Here is a 15,114-nt window from a genome sequence, read left to right as displayed (position 1 = left end):
TGTCCCCGGCAAGCCCACGGCCGTTGTCTAGCGCGGTTCACAACGCAGGGAAACGGCCTTGAACCGGCGGAATTGAATCAAACTCATAAGACGCCGTGTCATCAAAACGCAATGATCCGCCAAGGCGGTTTTGCCTTGGCGGATCAGCTTTGCAGCCCGGGCGCCCCCGGGTCATATCGCAGGTTCCTTAGGCCGCAGCCGCCTTGGCGCCGGTCGGGACTTCGGCGATGGTCTTCAGGATCTGGGAAGCGATCTGGTATGGGTCGCCCTGCGAGTTCGGACGGCGGTCTTCCAGATAGCCCTTGTATCCGCTGTTGGCGAAGGAGTGCGGAACGCGGATCGAGGCGCCGCGGTCGGCAATGCCGTAGCTGAACTTGTTCCAGGGGGCGGTCTCGTGCTTGCCGGTCAGGCGCTTGTCGTTATCCGGCCCGTAGACGGCAATGTGGTCCATGAGATTCTTATCAAAGGCCGCCATCAGCTTCTCGAAGTACTCCTTGCCGCCGACTTCGCGCATGTACTTGGTCGAGAAGTTGGCGTGCATGCCCGAGCCGTTCCAGTCGGTATCGCCGAGCGGCTTGCAGTGGAATTCGATGTCGATGCCGTAAGCTTCGGTGAGGCGCAGCATCAGGTACCGGGCCATCCACATCTGGTCGGCGGCGGTCTTGGAGCCTTTGCCGAAGATCTGGAATTCCCACTGGCCCTTTGCCACTTCGGCGTTGATGCCTTCGTGGTTGATGCCGGCGGCGAGGCAGAGGTTGAGGTGCTCTTCCACGATCTTGCGGGCGACGCTACCGACGTTCGAGTAACCGACGCCGGTGTAGTACGGGCCCTGCGGCGCCGGATAGCCATCCGACGGGAAGCCGAGCGGACGGCCGTCCTTGTAGAAGAAATACTCCTGCTCGAAGCCGAACCAGGCGCCTTCATCGTCCAGGATGGTCGCGCGCTTGTTCGAGGGGTGCGGGGTCTTGCCATCGGGCATCATGACTTCGCACATCACGAGCGCGCCGTTTTCCCGCGCGGCGTCCGGATAGACTGCAACCGGCTTCAGCACGCAATCGGAGCTGTGGCCTTCGGCCTGCATGGTCGACGAGCCGTCAAAACCCCACAGCGGAAGCTGTTCCAGCGTCGGAAACTTGTCGAATTCCTTGATCTGCGTTTTGCCGCGCAGATTTGGCGTCGGCGTATAGCCGTCGAGCCAAATATACTCGAGCTTGTACTTGGTCATTGAGCCTCTCATTGAGCTGTTAGTGGAATGCGGAAAACCGAAGCCTTGAAATCTGGATTTTGACGCCCAGCCCCTGGAGGTCTCCGCATACGTGTACCCGGCCACGTCAGGCCACGCCTTACTAAGCATTTAACGTGCCAATCGCTGCACTGCGGCAATGGCCGTCCACAAGCTGCTGACCGCGCCTTCTCAAATAAAAGGTGCGACATACGAGCGCGGCAGGCCGCGGAAGCGGGCAGCCGGGCGCTTCGTCTGGAGCCCGAATCCAGCCCATTTCTCCGGCATTTTCGCAGTCGTGCCGTTCCGCGATTAAAGCTGCGGCAGCTCCTCAACCCATTCGCCGGGAAGGTACGCTTCCGCCGGCAACCTTCCGGCCGGCTCACGCGTTGGCCATTCGTTCGCTGCCTTGCAGGAAGCAACGCCCAGAATGCCTACGAATTAGACATCTAGTGCCGTTCTCTTAGTCACCTTGCGTCCGCGGAGGGCACGGCTGATATCCTGGATTGTAACGACTAGAGAACGAGTCGGGCGCACCATGGAGGCTGTCGCTTCGACAAGGAGAGACCGAAATGATGAATCCAGGTTTGAATCAGGGGTCTGCTAAGATCTATCAATTCCCGACCGGGGGCCGTGCGGCTCTCGAGGGGCGTCGCTATGGCGAGGCCAAGACCGAGCTTGCCGTCCCGCAGGCCAACTTCGTGGATTGCAGCGGGAGCTGGTACCACGCCGCCGCCATCGAGGACGAAAAGAGCGGGCGGGATCACTGATGCCCGGGAGGTGTTTGGCAGGGACGCGCCCGATCAGCAAGGCTCGGACAGTGAATTGAAGAGGGTCGAAACGATATCGTTTCGGCCCTTTTTCACGTCTGCTCGCAGGTCGTAGTCGGCCGTTTGGCGTGCTTGAGCGTGGTGACCCCCGCCTTGGTGATCCTCAGGGTCACGCCCTTCGCCTGATAGCGCGATCCCGACAGCGCCACGCGCTTGGGCAGTGTCAGCGCCTTGCCGTCGAGCTGCAGATGGGCGCGGGAATCGTACCGGAAAAACCCGACGATGAATTGCGCCCCGTCGGCGCAGCGATAGTTCCGGAAAGTCGACTGCGCGAACGCGGCCGACGGCGCGGTTGCCATCGCCGCGGCGCATAGCGCAGCGCCAAAAATTGTATTCCTGCGACATTTCATGTTTCGCCCCCTGCAGGGTTCAGTATAGACGAGACGGGAGCGGACGACATGCCCTTCCCCCGTCCGCCACTCAAGATCATCCGAACCAGCCAATGTCAGTCTCCCCCGACCGCCATCTCAATCTCGCCGGCGCCAGCAATTTCCGCGATCTCGGCGGCTATCCCACGAGCGACGGCCGGACCGTGCGCTGGCGGCAGATCTTCCGCTCCAACCATCTCGGCCATCTCACCGGCGACGATGTCTCCGTGCTGCGGGAGCTCGGCGTCCGCAGCGCGTTCGACTTTCGCGGCACCGAGGAGCGCGCCGCAGCCCTGTGCGGCATGCCTGAAATATCAGTCCATTCGCTGCCGGTCGAACCCACGGTCGTTGCGGCGCTGCGCGCCATCGCGGCCGCCGGCACGCCGCTGTCGACGGAACACGCCGTCGAGGTGATGCGCGATTCCTACAGCGGCTATGTACAGAACAACACGCAGCATTTCCGCACGCTGTTTGCACATCTCCTGGAAGATCGCGCGCCGCTGGTGATCCATTGCACCGCCGGCAAGGACCGCACCGGTTTCGCCTGCGCGCTGATCCTGCACACGCTCGGCGTTTCCAAGGACATCATCTCGGAAGACTATCTCCTGACCAACCGCTTCTACCGCAGGGATCCCAATCACAGCACCGACCTGCCCGACGAGATCAGACAGGTGCTGGGTTCGGTGCAGGCATCGTTTCTTGCCACCGCGTTCGAGGCCATCGACGCCGACTACGGCGATCTCGAAAGCTATCTCCGCGATGGCCTCGGCCTCGGCAAAGCCGAACGCGCCCATCTCGAGGCGCGCTACCTGCAAGGCTGATTTGTAAGCGTACCTAATTTGCCCGCCGCACCGACACGACCTGCGCGGACAGCTTGCCGCCTCGATCCCTGATGTTGACCTGCACCACGTAGTCGTTGCTGGTTTCGCCCTTGGGCACATAGAGCATCGCGGTAAAACGAAGGCGGCCCCGCGCATCAAGTGTCACCGGCAGATCCTCATGCACCCGGAACGAATTACCCTCGCGATTTCGCGGCGGCAGCCTGGCTGTCAAGACAGGCTCGACCAGCGCGCGCAGATCGAGCTTGGTCGCCGTTGCTCCATCAATCCGGTAATAGGCAAAGGAATCGCTGTCCCAGCGGCTGTTCGCGACCTCGACGACGGCCCGGCTATCCGGCGACCACGCCGCCATCAATTCGGAGCGGTTGGCCCGCACCTCGCCAGTCTCCCAATGGGTGCCGCCGAGCGTGGCCAGCACCGCGCCATCGGTGACACGGATCAGGACGTTTTCGACGCCGTTGGGAGCATCGCGGCCGGACGGCAGGCCCTGCGCGGTCCGCCAGGCGAATGCATAATTCTTGGATGGCGATGTGGTGTCGGCGAATACGCGCGACGCGGTATTGCCCGCACCACAGACAAGGTCGCCACCTTGATCGGCGACACAGGCCTGTGCCCGCACCGCAACCGTTTGCAGTGCGTACAATGCGAGGAGCACGACCGGCAATGTCAGAGCGGAGCGCACCGCTCGATCCTACGCTCCGGCGCCTGCTCCGTAAAGCTGCAGACGGATCGCGCGGCACGTTGCTGGCTTAGGCCGCCGCTTCCATTTCCAGTTCGGCATCGAGATCGGCGATGACGTCCTCGAACGCCGAGATCGCCTGCTGGATCGCAGCGATCTGCATCAATTCCCAGCTCGAAACCGGACCGCTGCGATTTTGCAGCGCTACGACCAGGTCGCGCCGCTGCTCCTTAAGCTGAACAAGCGGTAAACCGTGATCCGGCAAACCCATGACAAATCCCCCTGCCTTTTGTTGGTCATCCGGTTGTACCGAACGGATTCTGAAAACGGCTTACAGAACTCCGGCAAATTTTATCGATTCCGCCCGATTCCGTGGTCTTACGTAATTCGCTTCCTCCGGATCGGCGCGGCCCGCGGCAATTTGGGAGCGTGAGACAGATCGTTCCATGCAGAAATTCGCCGCATTGCGAGCGAAAAACTCCTGATAGAGTGCGCTCCCGTTCCCGGCAGGCGGAGGCCCTACATGGACGGAAAAGTCATTGTCGTGACGGGCGCGCTGGGTGCGCTCGGCCGGGTCGTCGTGGATGAAGCGCTGGCGCGCGGCGCCAGGATTGCAAGCGTCGACCACGCCCCGACGCAAGTGCCGGCCACGGCGGATCTGTTCGAACTCGGCGGCGTCGATCTCACCGACGCGGCAGCGGCCAGAAAGTCCATCGACGTCGCCGCGACGCATTTCGGCAAGCTCGACGCGCTGATCAACATCGCCGGCGGCTTCGCCTTCGAGACGGTAGCCGACGGCGATCCCAAAACCTGGCAGCGGATGTACGCGCTCAACGTCATGACCGCGCTCAACGCATCGCGCGCGGCGATCCCGCATCTCATCTCGTCGGGCACTGGGCGCATCGTCAATATCGGCGCGATGGGCGCGCTGCAGGCAGGCGCCGGCATGGGCGCCTACGCCGCCTCCAAGGCCGGCGTCCATCGCCTCACCGAGGCGCTTGCCACTGAACTCAAGGGCAAGATCACGGTCAACGCCGTGCTACCGTCGATCATCGACACCGCGGCCAACCGCGCCAGCATGCCCAAAGCCGATTTCGCCAAATGGGTGACGCCGAAGGAGTTGGCCGACGTGATCCTCTTCCTCGCCAGCGACGCGGCCAGCGCCGTCACCGGCGCGCTGCTGCCGGTGAACGGGAGGGTTTAGTCCTCAACCTCCACCAGCTTTCGCAGCACCGCCTTGAAGCGGATGCTGCGCTTGCCGGCGAGCGCGGTGGCTTCGCCTTCCGCGCCATCGCTATCGTACGTGCCGGAAAAACCGATGCCGACTTCGTGCCCGCTGAACAGCGGCCGCTCCGCTCTGGCGGACGTATGCTCGCGGTTGATGAGTTCGCCTTTCCATCTGCCGTTCGCCGCCGAGTAGGCCCCGATATAGTCGAAGAACGCGTCGCCGCCCCTGATGCGTCCGTCTTGCAGCATCATGACACCGGTGTTGCCGGCGTCGATGCCGTCGAGCATGCGGATGTGGATGGAATAGAGCCCGTTGCCAATCCCGTCAGGGCCGACCGCACCGGGCGGCGGCGCGTCGGAATCATTGATCCGGGTTAGAATCGTCTTGAAGCCGACGCCCGGCAACGCGGCGCTGCCACCCTCGAAATGAATTTCCTCTCCGTGAGGCACGCCCGTGAAACTCAAGACGATGTGGTCGACGTCAAACATCGGAACGTAATTGGGATCGTGATTGTGACGCGACATCGTAACCTCGGCAGAAATGACGCCATCAGCCGAGGTGAAACTGCCGGCAAAGGAAGAGCCGGAATCGCCGCCATAAAGCCGGCCGCTTTCGGTGGCGAACATCACGCCGCACCCCGTTCCGCGCCCGGTTATAAAACTAAATTTGTACAGTCCTTGCAGCACGCCCTACTCGTTTCGATATCCGGCAACGCCGATTGGCCCGCGAACACTGGTTCGCGGGTTCCCTCAATTGCCTTTGGCCTTGTCCCCGGAGCGCAGAATAGCCGCGAGCGCACCACCCGATCAAACGCTTTGCCGGAATTCGGCTAAAGTCCGGACACTGAGTCGCGGCTGCACGCGCCGCCGGAGCCCATTTTGGAAACCGCGCTTTATCTTCCTGTCAAACGCTTCCTCGAAAAGCTCGGCTTCACCGTCAAGGGCGAGGTCGGGGGCTGCGACCTGGTGGCGCTGAGCGGCGACGACCCGCCGATCGTGGTGATCGGCGAGCTGAAGCTTGCCTTCAATCTGGAACTGATCCTGCAGGCGGTCGATCGCGCGGGCGCCGCCGACGAGGTCTGGCTTGCGGCCAAATTATCTGCCCGCGGCAAGGGCCGCGAGAGCGACGCGCGGTATCGCAATCTCTGCCGCCGGCTTGGTTTTGGCATGCTGGCGGTCACCAACACGGGCGACGTCGAGGTGATCGTCCAGCCCGCGACGGCAGCCCCTCGCCGCAATCCCAAAAAGCGGTCGCGGTTGGTCGCGGAGCACCAGAAGCGCAAGGGAGATCCTGTCCTGGGCGGCTCGACGCGCACGCCGATCATGACGGCTTATCGGCAGCAGGCGCTGGCTTGCGCCTCGGCGCTGTCAGGCGGGCCGCGGCGCGTTAAGGATCTGCGGACCGAGCTTCCCGACGCCGGAAAAATCCTGCTGCACAACGTCTATGGCTGGTTCGACCGCGCCGAGCGCGGCATCTACGTGCTGACCGATGCCGGACATGCCGCCCTGAAACGCTGGCCGCAGCAGCCGCTGGACCTGACCGCCGCTGGCAATTCCGCGCCATGACGGCGAGAACGGGAGGGTATCATGATCGTGGTGACCGGCAGCGTGACCGCGCGTGCGGACAGTTTTGACGAGGTACGGAAACTGAGTCTCGAGCATGTCCGTCGCTCGCGCACCGAGCCTGGCTGCATTTCCCACGCCGTGCATGTCGATTGCGAAAATCCGTTGCGGCTGGTGTTTTTCGAGCAATGGGCCGATCGCGCCGCCCTATTGGCCCATTTTGCGGTCCCCGCCTCGCGTGAGTTCGTGCGATCGCTGCAAAAGCTGGCCGATCAGGCCACCACCATCGAACTGTATGAGGCTACCAGACTTGAGAAATTGTAGGTGCATGGCTGTATTGCCACGCGAAATTGATATTGCAATGCAGCATTGGGGCACCTAGGTATCTCCCGCAATCAGATTGCGAGGCCCCGATGAGCGAAGACTGGAACACGAAATACGGCACACGGCGCGTGCGGCGGGATCCGCCGACGCTGGAGGAGGCAATCTTCGCCGCGGTGGGGATCACCGACGATCAGCAGCAACAGGCAGAAATCGCCGCCGCGCTGATAGGCCTGCCCTACGAGGAAGTGCTGGCTGAAGTGAAGAAGACCGGCCGCGCGGTAGCGCGATCGGCCACCCGCATCATCGCGGGCGAGCAAGGCGCCCAGCGCGCCGTCGTGGTCGAGCGCCGCGTTATCAGGCGTTTTGGCAACGACAAGCGCACCGGTACCTGAACAATCAAAGTCTTGGGCAATTCGCTGGATCCAACGTCAGCGAATTGCCCTGATTTAACGCGCTGCTCAGGCGGCGCGGCCCCAGCCATACATCCGAAACAGCATCCGCCAATAGGCGCGGTTGAAATTCGCGACCGTGCGCGCGGCATTCAGCGTGCTGTCCGCCCAGCTGGTCGCGAGCTCTGTCTGATCCTGTTTCGTCAGGTCGATGATGCCGGTGGATTCGCCATGGCGGAACACCAGCTGTGCGCCGAACTTGTTGGCGAGCGCCCGCATCGCCTCATTCTGCGCGCCGGTGGTGATCCGCAGGCTCTTGTAGCCCTTGGCACGCGCCACCGTGATCAGCTTGCGGAACAGGATGCTGCCGACGCCCCGGCGGCGCACCGACGCTTCGACGCTGAAGGCGATCTCGGGGAGCGAATCCGGTGACTGGTCCGGCGGATGCAGCTCCGCCGCACCCCGAACCACGCCATTCTCGAAGAAGGCAATGATGACCGTGCCGTCATTGGCGCATTTCTCGGCGTAGCGCTCGATGAAGCTGTCGTCCATGAAGCCATGGAAACGGTCATGGCGGCTGGTGCGGTCGAGCCGCAGCAGGTGATCGCGCAACAGCGGCAATTCTTCCTGCTGGCTCAGCGTGCGCACGCTAGAGTTGGCAAGCGCGGCCGCAATATGGGTGAGGTACATATCCAAAACTCCTCTGAGAGAAGCCCTCGAGGAGGCGTCGAATCCCTAGACCACTTATATTGTGCATCGCAGCATGGAATTCAAGCCCGGATTGTCCGTATACTGCCTTAAATAATGGCAGCAATTGCAGCAGCTTAGCGGCACTCTTATTAACCAATTGTTAAGGTTGGCCGCCCGGCGCAGATTGGGCACGGGGATTGCTTATTTCTGAACGAGCCAAGGTCTTAGAGAACGCTCGGATGATTCGTGGAGGTCCGTCGTGGCTGTCGTGCTCGACACGAGTTCGTGCCTTCCGCAACGCCGGCTTGCGGTGTGGCAGGACATCGTCTGCGACACTTTCGTCGGCCTCGACTGCAAATCGGACATGCGCGGCGCGTTTTGGGGTGCGGTGTCGCAATCCAGAATCGGGCAGGTTTCGCTCACGCAGGTCGATTCCACCGCGCAGCGGGTATTTCGCACGCCGTCGCGAATAGCCCGCGCCAGCGAAGATTACGTGCTGATGGCGCTGGGCAATCACGGCGTGAACGGCGTCTACCAGGACGGCCGCGAAGCGATCGTCTCCGCTGGACAATTCGTTCTATACGACACCACCCGCCCCTACGAGCTGCGCTTTGACGACAGCTTTTCGCAGACCATCTTCCAGATGCCGCGCAAGCTGCTGCAACAGCGCGTCGGCTCGTTCGATAGTTTGACCGCGACCACGTTCGCCGGTGATCGTCCGCTCGAACGGCTGACCTATGATTTCGCGCGCAATGTGAGCAGGACGATCGAGCTGGTCGATCCCGCAGCCGCAAGCCGCCTGCTCGACCAGGTCCTCGACCTGCTCGCGATGACGCTTGCCGACAGACTGCACGCGCGCTTGCCGGACCAGTCGGTCCACCGGTCGGCGCTGCTCTATCGCCTCAAGAATCATATCCTGACGCATCTCGCCGATCCCGAACTATCGCTGCCGCGCGCTGCGGCGGCGACAGGAATCTCGCCGCGTTACGCCAGCGATTTGATGGCCGCCGAACAGACCTCGTTCCGCGGCTACGTGCAGACGCAGCGGCTGGAGCGCTGCAAGCGCGATCTCGCCGACCCCGCCTACCAGGCCCGGCACATCGGCGAGATCGCCTTCGCGTGGGGCTTTAACGACCTCGCCCATTTCAGCCGCATCTTCAAGCAGCGGTTCGGCGTCTCGCCGCGTGAATGGCGCGAGCAGCCGCGCCAATAACGCCTGCCACTCGGCACCCTCCTTCTGCCACGCCACAGGCATCCGGCGTCCATCTGCGCGTTAAGACAAGTTTTCGTTCCGCTGCAGACAAGCGGCGCGCGTTGCCATGGCTGTAGGCTTGCGACCGGGCGATTGTCGGCCTCCAACGCGAAAGGATCGATGCGATGGGTCTGGTTCATCAGAAATACAAGGTGGCGGTGGTTCAGGCGGCGCCGGTCTTTCTCGACCTCGATGCCACCGTGGACAAGACCATCGCACTGATCGAGGAAGCTTCTGCGCAAGGCGCGAAGCTGATCGCGTTTCCCGAGACCTTCATTCCCGGATACCCGTGGCAGATCTGGCTCGGCGCGCCCGCCTGGGCGATCGGCCGCGGCTTTGTGCAGCGCTACTTCGACAATTCGCTCGCCTTCGACAGCCCGCAGGCCGAGAAAATCCGCCAAGCCGTCAAGCGCGCCAAATTGACCGCGGTGCTCGGGCTGTCCGAACGCGACGGCGGCAGCCTCTATATCGCGCAATGGCTGATCGGACCCGACGGCGAAACCATCGCCAAGCGCCGGAAACTGCGCCCGACCCATGCCGAACGCACCGTGTTCGGCGAAGGCGACGGCAGCGACCTCGCGGTCCACGATCGCGCCGACGTCGGACGGCTCGGCGCGCTGTGCTGCTGGGAGCACCTGCAGCCATTGTCCAAGTATGCGATGTACGCCCAGAACGAGCAGGTGCATGTCGGCGCCTGGCCGAGTTTTTCGCTGTACGATCCGTTCGCGCATGCGCTCGGCCATGAGGTCAACAACGCCGCCAGCAAGGTCTATGCGGTCGAAGGCTCGTGCTTCTTCTTAGGCCCTTGCGCTGTCGTCTCGCAGGCGATGATCGACGAACTCTGCGACTCCCCCGAGAAACACGCCTTCCTGCATGCGGGCGGCGGCCACGCCGTCATCTACGGACCGGACGGCAGTTCGCTTGCCGAGAAATTGCCGCCCGACCAGGAAGGCATTCTGTACGCCGATATCAATCTCGGCATGATCGGGGTTGCGAAGAACGCCGCCGATCCGGCCGGGCATTATTCGCGGCCCGACGTCACGCGGCTGTTGCTCAACACCACGCGCGCCAACCGCGTCGAGCATTTCTCGCTTCCCGTCGATGCCGAGGTCATGAGCGAAATCAGGCTGCAGGCCTGACGCGCTTCAATTCCGAAGGAGCAGGCCGATGGAATCCGCAATCCCTGAGCATCTGCAAACCGCGCGAACGCGTCACCGCCGGGTCGGCGACGATTATGCCCCGCCCTATCCGTCCTTCGTGGCGCGGCACAAGCCAAGCGTGACGCGGGTGGTGATGGCCTATTTCGGCATCCAATCCCGCGGCGCGCTCCCGGCCGCTGCAGAACAGGCGTTGACGCGGATCGCCTCGGATTTCGCCAACTCGGATGGTCCATCGCATTGGGACCGCGCGGGCTATGTCGACGAGGCCGGTTTCAACAACGTCGTCACGGTGGCCTATTGGGACGACCGGCAAAAATTCGACCGCTGGTTTCCGGCCGCACGCGAGCGCTGGACCGGCAACCAGCGGACCAACAACGGGTTCGGGACCTTCATCGAAGCGCTTTATCCATCCGTGGAGGGATATGAGACGCTGTTCTCTTCGCTTGGAAGGCCCGAAGGCGTCGCCGTTCTCGCCGACGGCATGAGCGGCGAGGTTTTGGAGCACGCCTACTGGGGCGGCATGCGCGATCGTATCCCGTTGTCGCAAACCAGCGAGATGGCGCCTTCAGGCGCCGCGCGCGCGATCCGCGACGGCGCCCGCATCCGCATCATCCCGCATGACAACCTCTGCCTGATCCGGTCGGGCCAGGATTGGGGCGATACCGAAACCACTGAGCGCAAGATGTACCTCGGCGATGTCGAGCCGGTGCTGCGCGAAGGCATGGATTTCCTGCGCGACCAGGGACGCTCGATCGGCTGCTACGCCAACCGTTACATGACCGTCGTCGGCCGCGACGGCGCGGCTACCGAAAAATCCTACGGCATGAGCTGGTGGAAAAGCCTGTCAGCGCTCGAACGCTGGGCTGAATCGCACCCGACCCACGTCAGGATATTCGGCGCCGCCATGAAGTATCTGTCTACGCTGGGGCCGGCCGCAAAACTGCGGCTCTACCACGAAGTCACCGTCGCCCGCGCCGACGAACAGCTTTTCGAATATGTGGATTGTCATCCGCAAACCGGGATGCTGAACGCCGTGCAGACGGTGGAGGCGAGCTGAAGCTACAGCACCATCTGGGTCTGGGTCACAATCGCCACGAGTTTACCGTCCTCGGTCTCCAGCCGCGTCTGCCAAACCTGGGTGCGGCGGCCCCGATGCACCGGGGTTGCAGTGGCGATCACCGTAGACCCTTCCTTGGCACCGCCGATGAAGTTGGTCTTGCTCTCGATCGTCGTGGTGCCCTTGGCGTCCTCAGGCAGGTTGATGACGGTCGCCGCAGCGCCAACCGAATCCGCGAAAGCCATGATCGCGCCACCGTGAATCGTGTTCCGCAGCGTGCAGAGATCCGGCCGCACCAGCATCTTCGCCACCACCCGATCCATTCCGGCTTCCGTGAAGGTCACCCCCTTCAGTTCGGCAAACGGCATCTTCATCGACTGGATTTTCTCGAGCGGCGTCATTCGTCCTCCGGCTTTTCCTTGAAGCGATTTCTCAGACAGAATGGATGGTGCTGGTAAATCAGGCAATGACCTCTGAGGTAATGGCTGCCGTGACAATGCCCTGTTAATTCGGCATATCGTCGCCATGCGCCAGTTCCCGCCCCGCCGGATCGTCTGCCTCACCGAAGAGACCGTGGAGACGCTGTATTTGCTCGGCGAGCAGGACCGCATCGTCGGCGTGTCCGGCTATGCGGTGCGGCCGCCGCAGGTCCGCCGCGAAAAGCCGCGGGTTTCCGCCTTCATCTCCGCGGACATTCCGAAAATTCTCGCGCTCGAGCCCGATCTCGTGCTGGCCTTCTCCGACCTGCAGGCCGGCATCGTCGCCGACCTGGTGCGCGCGGGCGTCGCCATCCACGTCTTCAACCAGCGCGATATCGCCGGCATCTTCGCGATGATCCGCACGCTCGGCGCCATCATCGGTGCGGCGGAACGTGCTGATCAACTCGCGAGCGGTCTTGAACAGCGCCTCGCGCGTATCGCGGCAACGCCCCGGCCACAGCCCAAGCCAAAAGTCTATTTCGAGGAATGGGACGATCCGTTGATTTCCGGCATCGGCTGGGTATCCGAACTGATCGAGATCGCCGGCGGCGAGGACGCGCTACCGAAACTGCGGCTTCAGCAGGCGGCCAAGGACCGGATCATTTCGCCTGAAGTCGTGCGCGAGACCGCTCCCGACGTGATCCTCGCCTCCTGGTGCGGCAAGAAGGTCGTGCCGGATCGCATCCGGCAGCGTCCGGGTTGGAGCGAGATCCCGGCGGTGAAGAACAACCGCATTGTGGAGATCAAGTCGACGATCATCCTGCAGCCGGGACCAGCCGCGCTGACGGACGGGTTGGATGCGATTGTGAAGGCGTTGTGGGGGTGACAATCTAGCCGTCGTCCCTGCGAACGCAGGGACCCATACCGCGTGATCTATCGATAAGGCAGAACGGCAGACGTCATCTCAAGACAATTGAAGCCGGTGGTTATGGGTCCCTGCGTTCGCAGGGACGACGAGAGAACGAGCTACACCTTCTCCACCCCGCACCATTCCGCGATGAACAGCGCGGTCGCCTTGGTCGATTTCCGCAGCGGCTCCAGGTCGACATATTCGTTGAAGCCATGCATCGCCGCCCCCGTCGCGCCGAAGCAGAGGCTCGGGATGTTGTAGTTTAGGCCGTAGAAACGCGTATCGGTCAGCGCGGTGAACGCGCGGTCCGACACCGTGCCGCCATAGACCGCGCCAAACGCTTTTGCAAACGCGGCTTCCGGCTCGGCGGAATTCGTCAACTCATAACCCTCCGACAGGAAGCCCGACCATTCCACCTGCGGCGGGTTGTTGGAGAGAAAGCGATGGTCACGCGCGGCCGCCGACACGCAGGCCAAAATCTCCTTCTGGCATTCGGCGATCGACCAGCCCGGCAGCACCGCGATGCGGCAATCTACGTCGCACCAGGCCGGCACGCTGGAGGCCCAGTCGCCGCCCTTGATGATGCCGGGGTTGAAGTTGAGCGGATGGGCGACCGCCTTGAAGTGACGGTCCTTCTTGGCGCGCTCGTTCCACTCTTCTTCGAGCTTCTGCAAAGAATGGATCAGATGGTAAGCCGCCATGATCGCGTTGGCACCGGCACCGGCCTCGAACACATGCACGGGAAAACCGCGCACCTTCAGGCGAAACCAGATCACGCCGACCTGCGAGCGCACCATCGTCTCGCCGGTCGGCTCCGGGATGAAGCAGGCGTCCGCGCGGTAGCCGCGCTGCAAGGTCGAGAGCGCGCCGACGCCGGTGGACTCTTCCTCGATCACCGACTGGAAGTGGATGCGCGCAGTCGGCTTCAGCCCTGCAGCCTTGATCGCATCCAGCGCATAGAGTGCGCCGATGGTGCCGGATTTCATGTCGCAGGCGCCACGGCCATACATCTTGCCGTCCTTGATGACCGGCGCGAATGGCGGCGTCTCCCACATGTCGAGGGGCCTGCTGGAACGACATCGCAGTGGCCCTGCAGGATCAGCGATTTGCCGGCATTGTTCGAGGGCCGGTAGGTGCCGACCACGGTCCGCGCCTTGGAGAAATCATGCTCGATCGGACCAAAACCGCGCAGATCCTTCAAATCCTCGACGTCGATATGCCAGTCGTCGACTTCATAGCCGCGCTGCCGCAGGAGATCGCCGATCATGTCCTGGCATGGCCCCTCGGCGCCGCGGGTCGAGGGGATCGCGACGAAATCCCGCGTCGTTGCCAGTTGCGCGTCAAAGCCGGCATCGACGGCGTCGAGGATTTTCTGTTGCGTATCGGTCGTCATGCGGCGGCTCCGGTCGAGAATTCAAAGAGATCGGGAGTGCGCACCCTACCCCGATCTCAGCCGCCGGCGTAATGCGCAAAATGCGCATCCCGCAATGCATCTTCGAGCAGGCGGCCTTGCGAATAGCCGTGCAGCGACGCCGGGCGCTCGACGCCATCGAGAAGCCGCGGACAGGGTTCCGGCGCGCCCAGCACCGTGCGCACCGGAATGCGCTCGGCATAAATGGGCAATTCGTAATCCTCGTCGTCGTCGGCTACGCCCTTCGACCTGATCTTGGCGGACGCCTGCTCGATCTCCATCGCAATCACTGACGTCGCCTTGATCTCCTGCGCCGTGCTTTGCCGCAGGCTCGCGGTCCGATCGGGAAAGAACCGGTCGACCATGGCGACCAGCGCGCGCTCCTTCTCGCCCTCATCGGTGACGAGGTAAGCAGTGCCGAAGGCCATCACGGCGCGATAGTCCGCCGAATGATTGAAGCCGCACCTCGCCAGCACCAGGCTGTCGAGATGCGCAACGGTCAGACAAGCCTTTTGGCCATCCGACTGGTTCCTCAGCATGCGGCTGGCGCTGCTGCCGTGCCAGTACAATCTGCTTCCCTCCCGCCAGAAGAAAGTCGGCGTGCAATAGGGCTGGCCGTCGATCACATAGGAAACGTGGCACAGCATCGAGGCATCCAGCAGGCCATGGACCGTGGCGTGATCGTAAAAGCCGCGATCATGGCGGCGCTTCACCTGGTTTCGCGACGATAGCGGGTATGCGTCGGTGGTCTCGCCTTCGGTCACGATGGCTCCT

18 protein-coding genes and 1 pseudogene are annotated in these 15,114 nt (G+C 62.8%); 10 read left to right on the top strand and 9 right to left on the bottom strand.

The window, feature by feature from the left end:
* Window positions 1-187 precede the first annotated feature (187 nt).
* Entirely contained in the window at window positions 188-1,225 is a 1,038-nt protein-coding gene (locus IVB22_RS03650; protein ID WP_247515931.1) for a glutamine synthetase beta-grasp domain-containing protein, read from the bottom strand.
* A gap of 569 nt (window positions 1,226-1,794) precedes the next feature.
* Here IVB22_RS03650 and IVB22_RS03645 point away from each other — a divergent pair.
* A complete protein-coding gene (locus IVB22_RS03645; protein WP_247515930.1) occupies window positions 1,795-1,992 on the top strand; it encodes a DUF2735 domain-containing protein in 198 nt (65 codons plus the stop codon).
* Between the two features lie 92 nt (window positions 1,993-2,084).
* Here IVB22_RS03645 and IVB22_RS03640 read toward each other — a convergent pair whose 3' ends face one another.
* Window positions 2,085-2,402: an MliC family protein gene (locus tag IVB22_RS03640; RefSeq protein WP_308200349.1), complete on the bottom strand. Its 318-nt coding sequence runs from the start codon at window positions 2,400-2,402 to the stop codon at window positions 2,085-2,087.
* Between the two features lie 92 nt (window positions 2,403-2,494).
* On the opposite strand from IVB22_RS03640, the gene IVB22_RS03635 reads away from it, so the two are divergent.
* Complete coding sequence (locus tag IVB22_RS03635) at window positions 2,495-3,241, top strand: tyrosine-protein phosphatase (RefSeq protein WP_247515929.1); 747 nt, start codon at window positions 2,495-2,497, stop codon at window positions 3,239-3,241.
* A 13-nt stretch (window positions 3,242-3,254) separates the two neighbouring features.
* Here IVB22_RS03635 and IVB22_RS03630 read toward each other — a convergent pair whose 3' ends face one another.
* Window positions 3,255-3,941: a hypothetical protein gene (locus IVB22_RS03630; protein WP_247515928.1), complete on the bottom strand. Its 687-nt coding sequence runs from the start codon at window positions 3,939-3,941 to the stop codon at window positions 3,255-3,257.
* A 67-nt stretch (window positions 3,942-4,008) separates the two neighbouring features.
* Complete coding sequence (locus tag IVB22_RS03625) at window positions 4,009-4,209, bottom strand: hypothetical protein (RefSeq protein WP_028346392.1); 201 nt, start codon at window positions 4,207-4,209, stop codon at window positions 4,009-4,011.
* Between the two features lie 252 nt (window positions 4,210-4,461).
* On the opposite strand from IVB22_RS03625, the gene fabG reads away from it, so the two are divergent.
* Entirely contained in the window at window positions 4,462-5,142 is a 681-nt protein-coding gene (gene fabG, locus IVB22_RS03620; protein WP_247515927.1) for a 3-oxoacyl-ACP reductase FabG, read from the top strand.
* Here the strand turns inward: fabG and IVB22_RS03615 are convergent.
* Window positions 5,139-5,792, bottom strand: a complete 654-nt coding sequence (locus IVB22_RS03615) for a hypothetical protein (protein WP_247515926.1) — start codon at window positions 5,790-5,792, stop codon at window positions 5,139-5,141. The two genes, fabG and IVB22_RS03615, sit on opposite strands and share 4 nt — an antisense overlap.
* 252 nt (window positions 5,793-6,044) lie before the next feature.
* Here IVB22_RS03615 and IVB22_RS03610 point away from each other — a divergent pair, with 252 nt between their 5' ends.
* The 3 genes from IVB22_RS03610 to IVB22_RS03600 all read left to right on the top strand — a co-directional run bounded on the left by IVB22_RS03610 (window position 6,045) and on the right by IVB22_RS03600 (window position 7,444).
* The gene (locus IVB22_RS03610; RefSeq protein ID WP_247515925.1) at window positions 6,045-6,731 is read left to right on the top strand and encodes a DUF2161 domain-containing phosphodiesterase; all 687 of its coding nucleotides are present in this window, start codon (window positions 6,045-6,047) and stop codon (window positions 6,729-6,731) included.
* A gap of 21 nt (window positions 6,732-6,752) precedes the next feature.
* Window positions 6,753-7,052: a putative quinol monooxygenase gene (locus IVB22_RS03605; protein WP_247515924.1), complete on the top strand. Its 300-nt coding sequence runs from the start codon at window positions 6,753-6,755 to the stop codon at window positions 7,050-7,052.
* 89 nt (window positions 7,053-7,141) lie between these two features.
* Window positions 7,142-7,444 carry a hypothetical protein gene (locus tag IVB22_RS03600; protein ID WP_247515923.1) on the top strand — a complete coding sequence of 101 codons (303 nt, stop codon included), beginning with the start codon at window positions 7,142-7,144 and terminating at the stop codon, window positions 7,442-7,444.
* 66 nt (window positions 7,445-7,510) lie between these two features.
* Here the strand turns inward: IVB22_RS03600 and IVB22_RS03595 are convergent, their stop codons facing one another.
* Window positions 7,511-8,131 (bottom strand): GNAT family N-acetyltransferase, encoded by a 621-nt coding sequence (locus tag IVB22_RS03595; RefSeq protein ID WP_247515922.1) that lies wholly within the window; start codon window positions 8,129-8,131, stop codon window positions 7,511-7,513.
* A gap of 259 nt (window positions 8,132-8,390) precedes the next feature.
* Between IVB22_RS03595 and IVB22_RS03590 the strand changes: the two genes are divergently transcribed.
* The 3 genes from IVB22_RS03590 (at window position 8,391) to IVB22_RS03580 (ending at window position 11,600) form a co-directional block, all read left to right on the top strand.
* Entirely contained in the window at window positions 8,391-9,344 is a 954-nt protein-coding gene (locus IVB22_RS03590; RefSeq protein WP_247515921.1) for a helix-turn-helix domain-containing protein, read from the top strand.
* Window positions 9,345-9,508: 164 nt separating this feature from the next.
* Window positions 9,509-10,522, top strand: coding sequence for a carbon-nitrogen hydrolase family protein (locus IVB22_RS03585; protein WP_247515920.1), 1,014 nt, complete (start codon window positions 9,509-9,511; stop codon window positions 10,520-10,522).
* 28 nt (window positions 10,523-10,550) lie between these two features.
* Window positions 10,551-11,600, top strand: a complete 1,050-nt coding sequence (locus IVB22_RS03580) for a phenylacetaldoxime dehydratase family protein (RefSeq protein ID WP_247515919.1) — start codon at window positions 10,551-10,553, stop codon at window positions 11,598-11,600.
* Window positions 11,601-11,602: 2 nt separating this feature from the next.
* Here the strand turns inward: IVB22_RS03580 and IVB22_RS03575 are convergent, their stop codons facing one another.
* Entirely contained in the window at window positions 11,603-12,001 is a 399-nt protein-coding gene (locus IVB22_RS03575; protein WP_247515918.1) for a PaaI family thioesterase, read from the bottom strand.
* A 124-nt stretch (window positions 12,002-12,125) separates the two neighbouring features.
* Between IVB22_RS03575 and IVB22_RS03570 the strand changes: the two genes are divergently transcribed.
* Entirely contained in the window at window positions 12,126-12,905 is a 780-nt protein-coding gene (locus IVB22_RS03570; protein WP_247515917.1) for a cobalamin-binding protein, read from the top strand.
* A 140-nt stretch (window positions 12,906-13,045) separates the two neighbouring features.
* On the opposite strand, the pseudogene IVB22_RS03565 reads toward IVB22_RS03570, so the two are convergent.
* Together IVB22_RS03565 and IVB22_RS03560 are read right to left on the bottom strand one after the other, a co-directional pair.
* Window positions 13,046-14,322 (bottom strand): annotated as a pseudogene (locus IVB22_RS03565) (ArgE/DapE family deacylase).
* Window positions 14,323-14,378: 56 nt separating this feature from the next.
* Entirely contained in the window at window positions 14,379-15,104 is a 726-nt protein-coding gene (locus tag IVB22_RS03560) for a pyridoxamine 5'-phosphate oxidase family protein (protein WP_247515916.1), read from the bottom strand.
* Window positions 15,105-15,114 lie beyond the last annotated feature (10 nt).

Source organism: Bradyrhizobium sp. 190 (assembly GCF_023073415.1).
In the GTDB taxonomy this organism is placed as follows: Bacteria; Pseudomonadota; Alphaproteobacteria; order Rhizobiales; family Xanthobacteraceae; genus Bradyrhizobium.
This window is presented reverse-complemented; position numbering and strand designations above follow the sequence as displayed.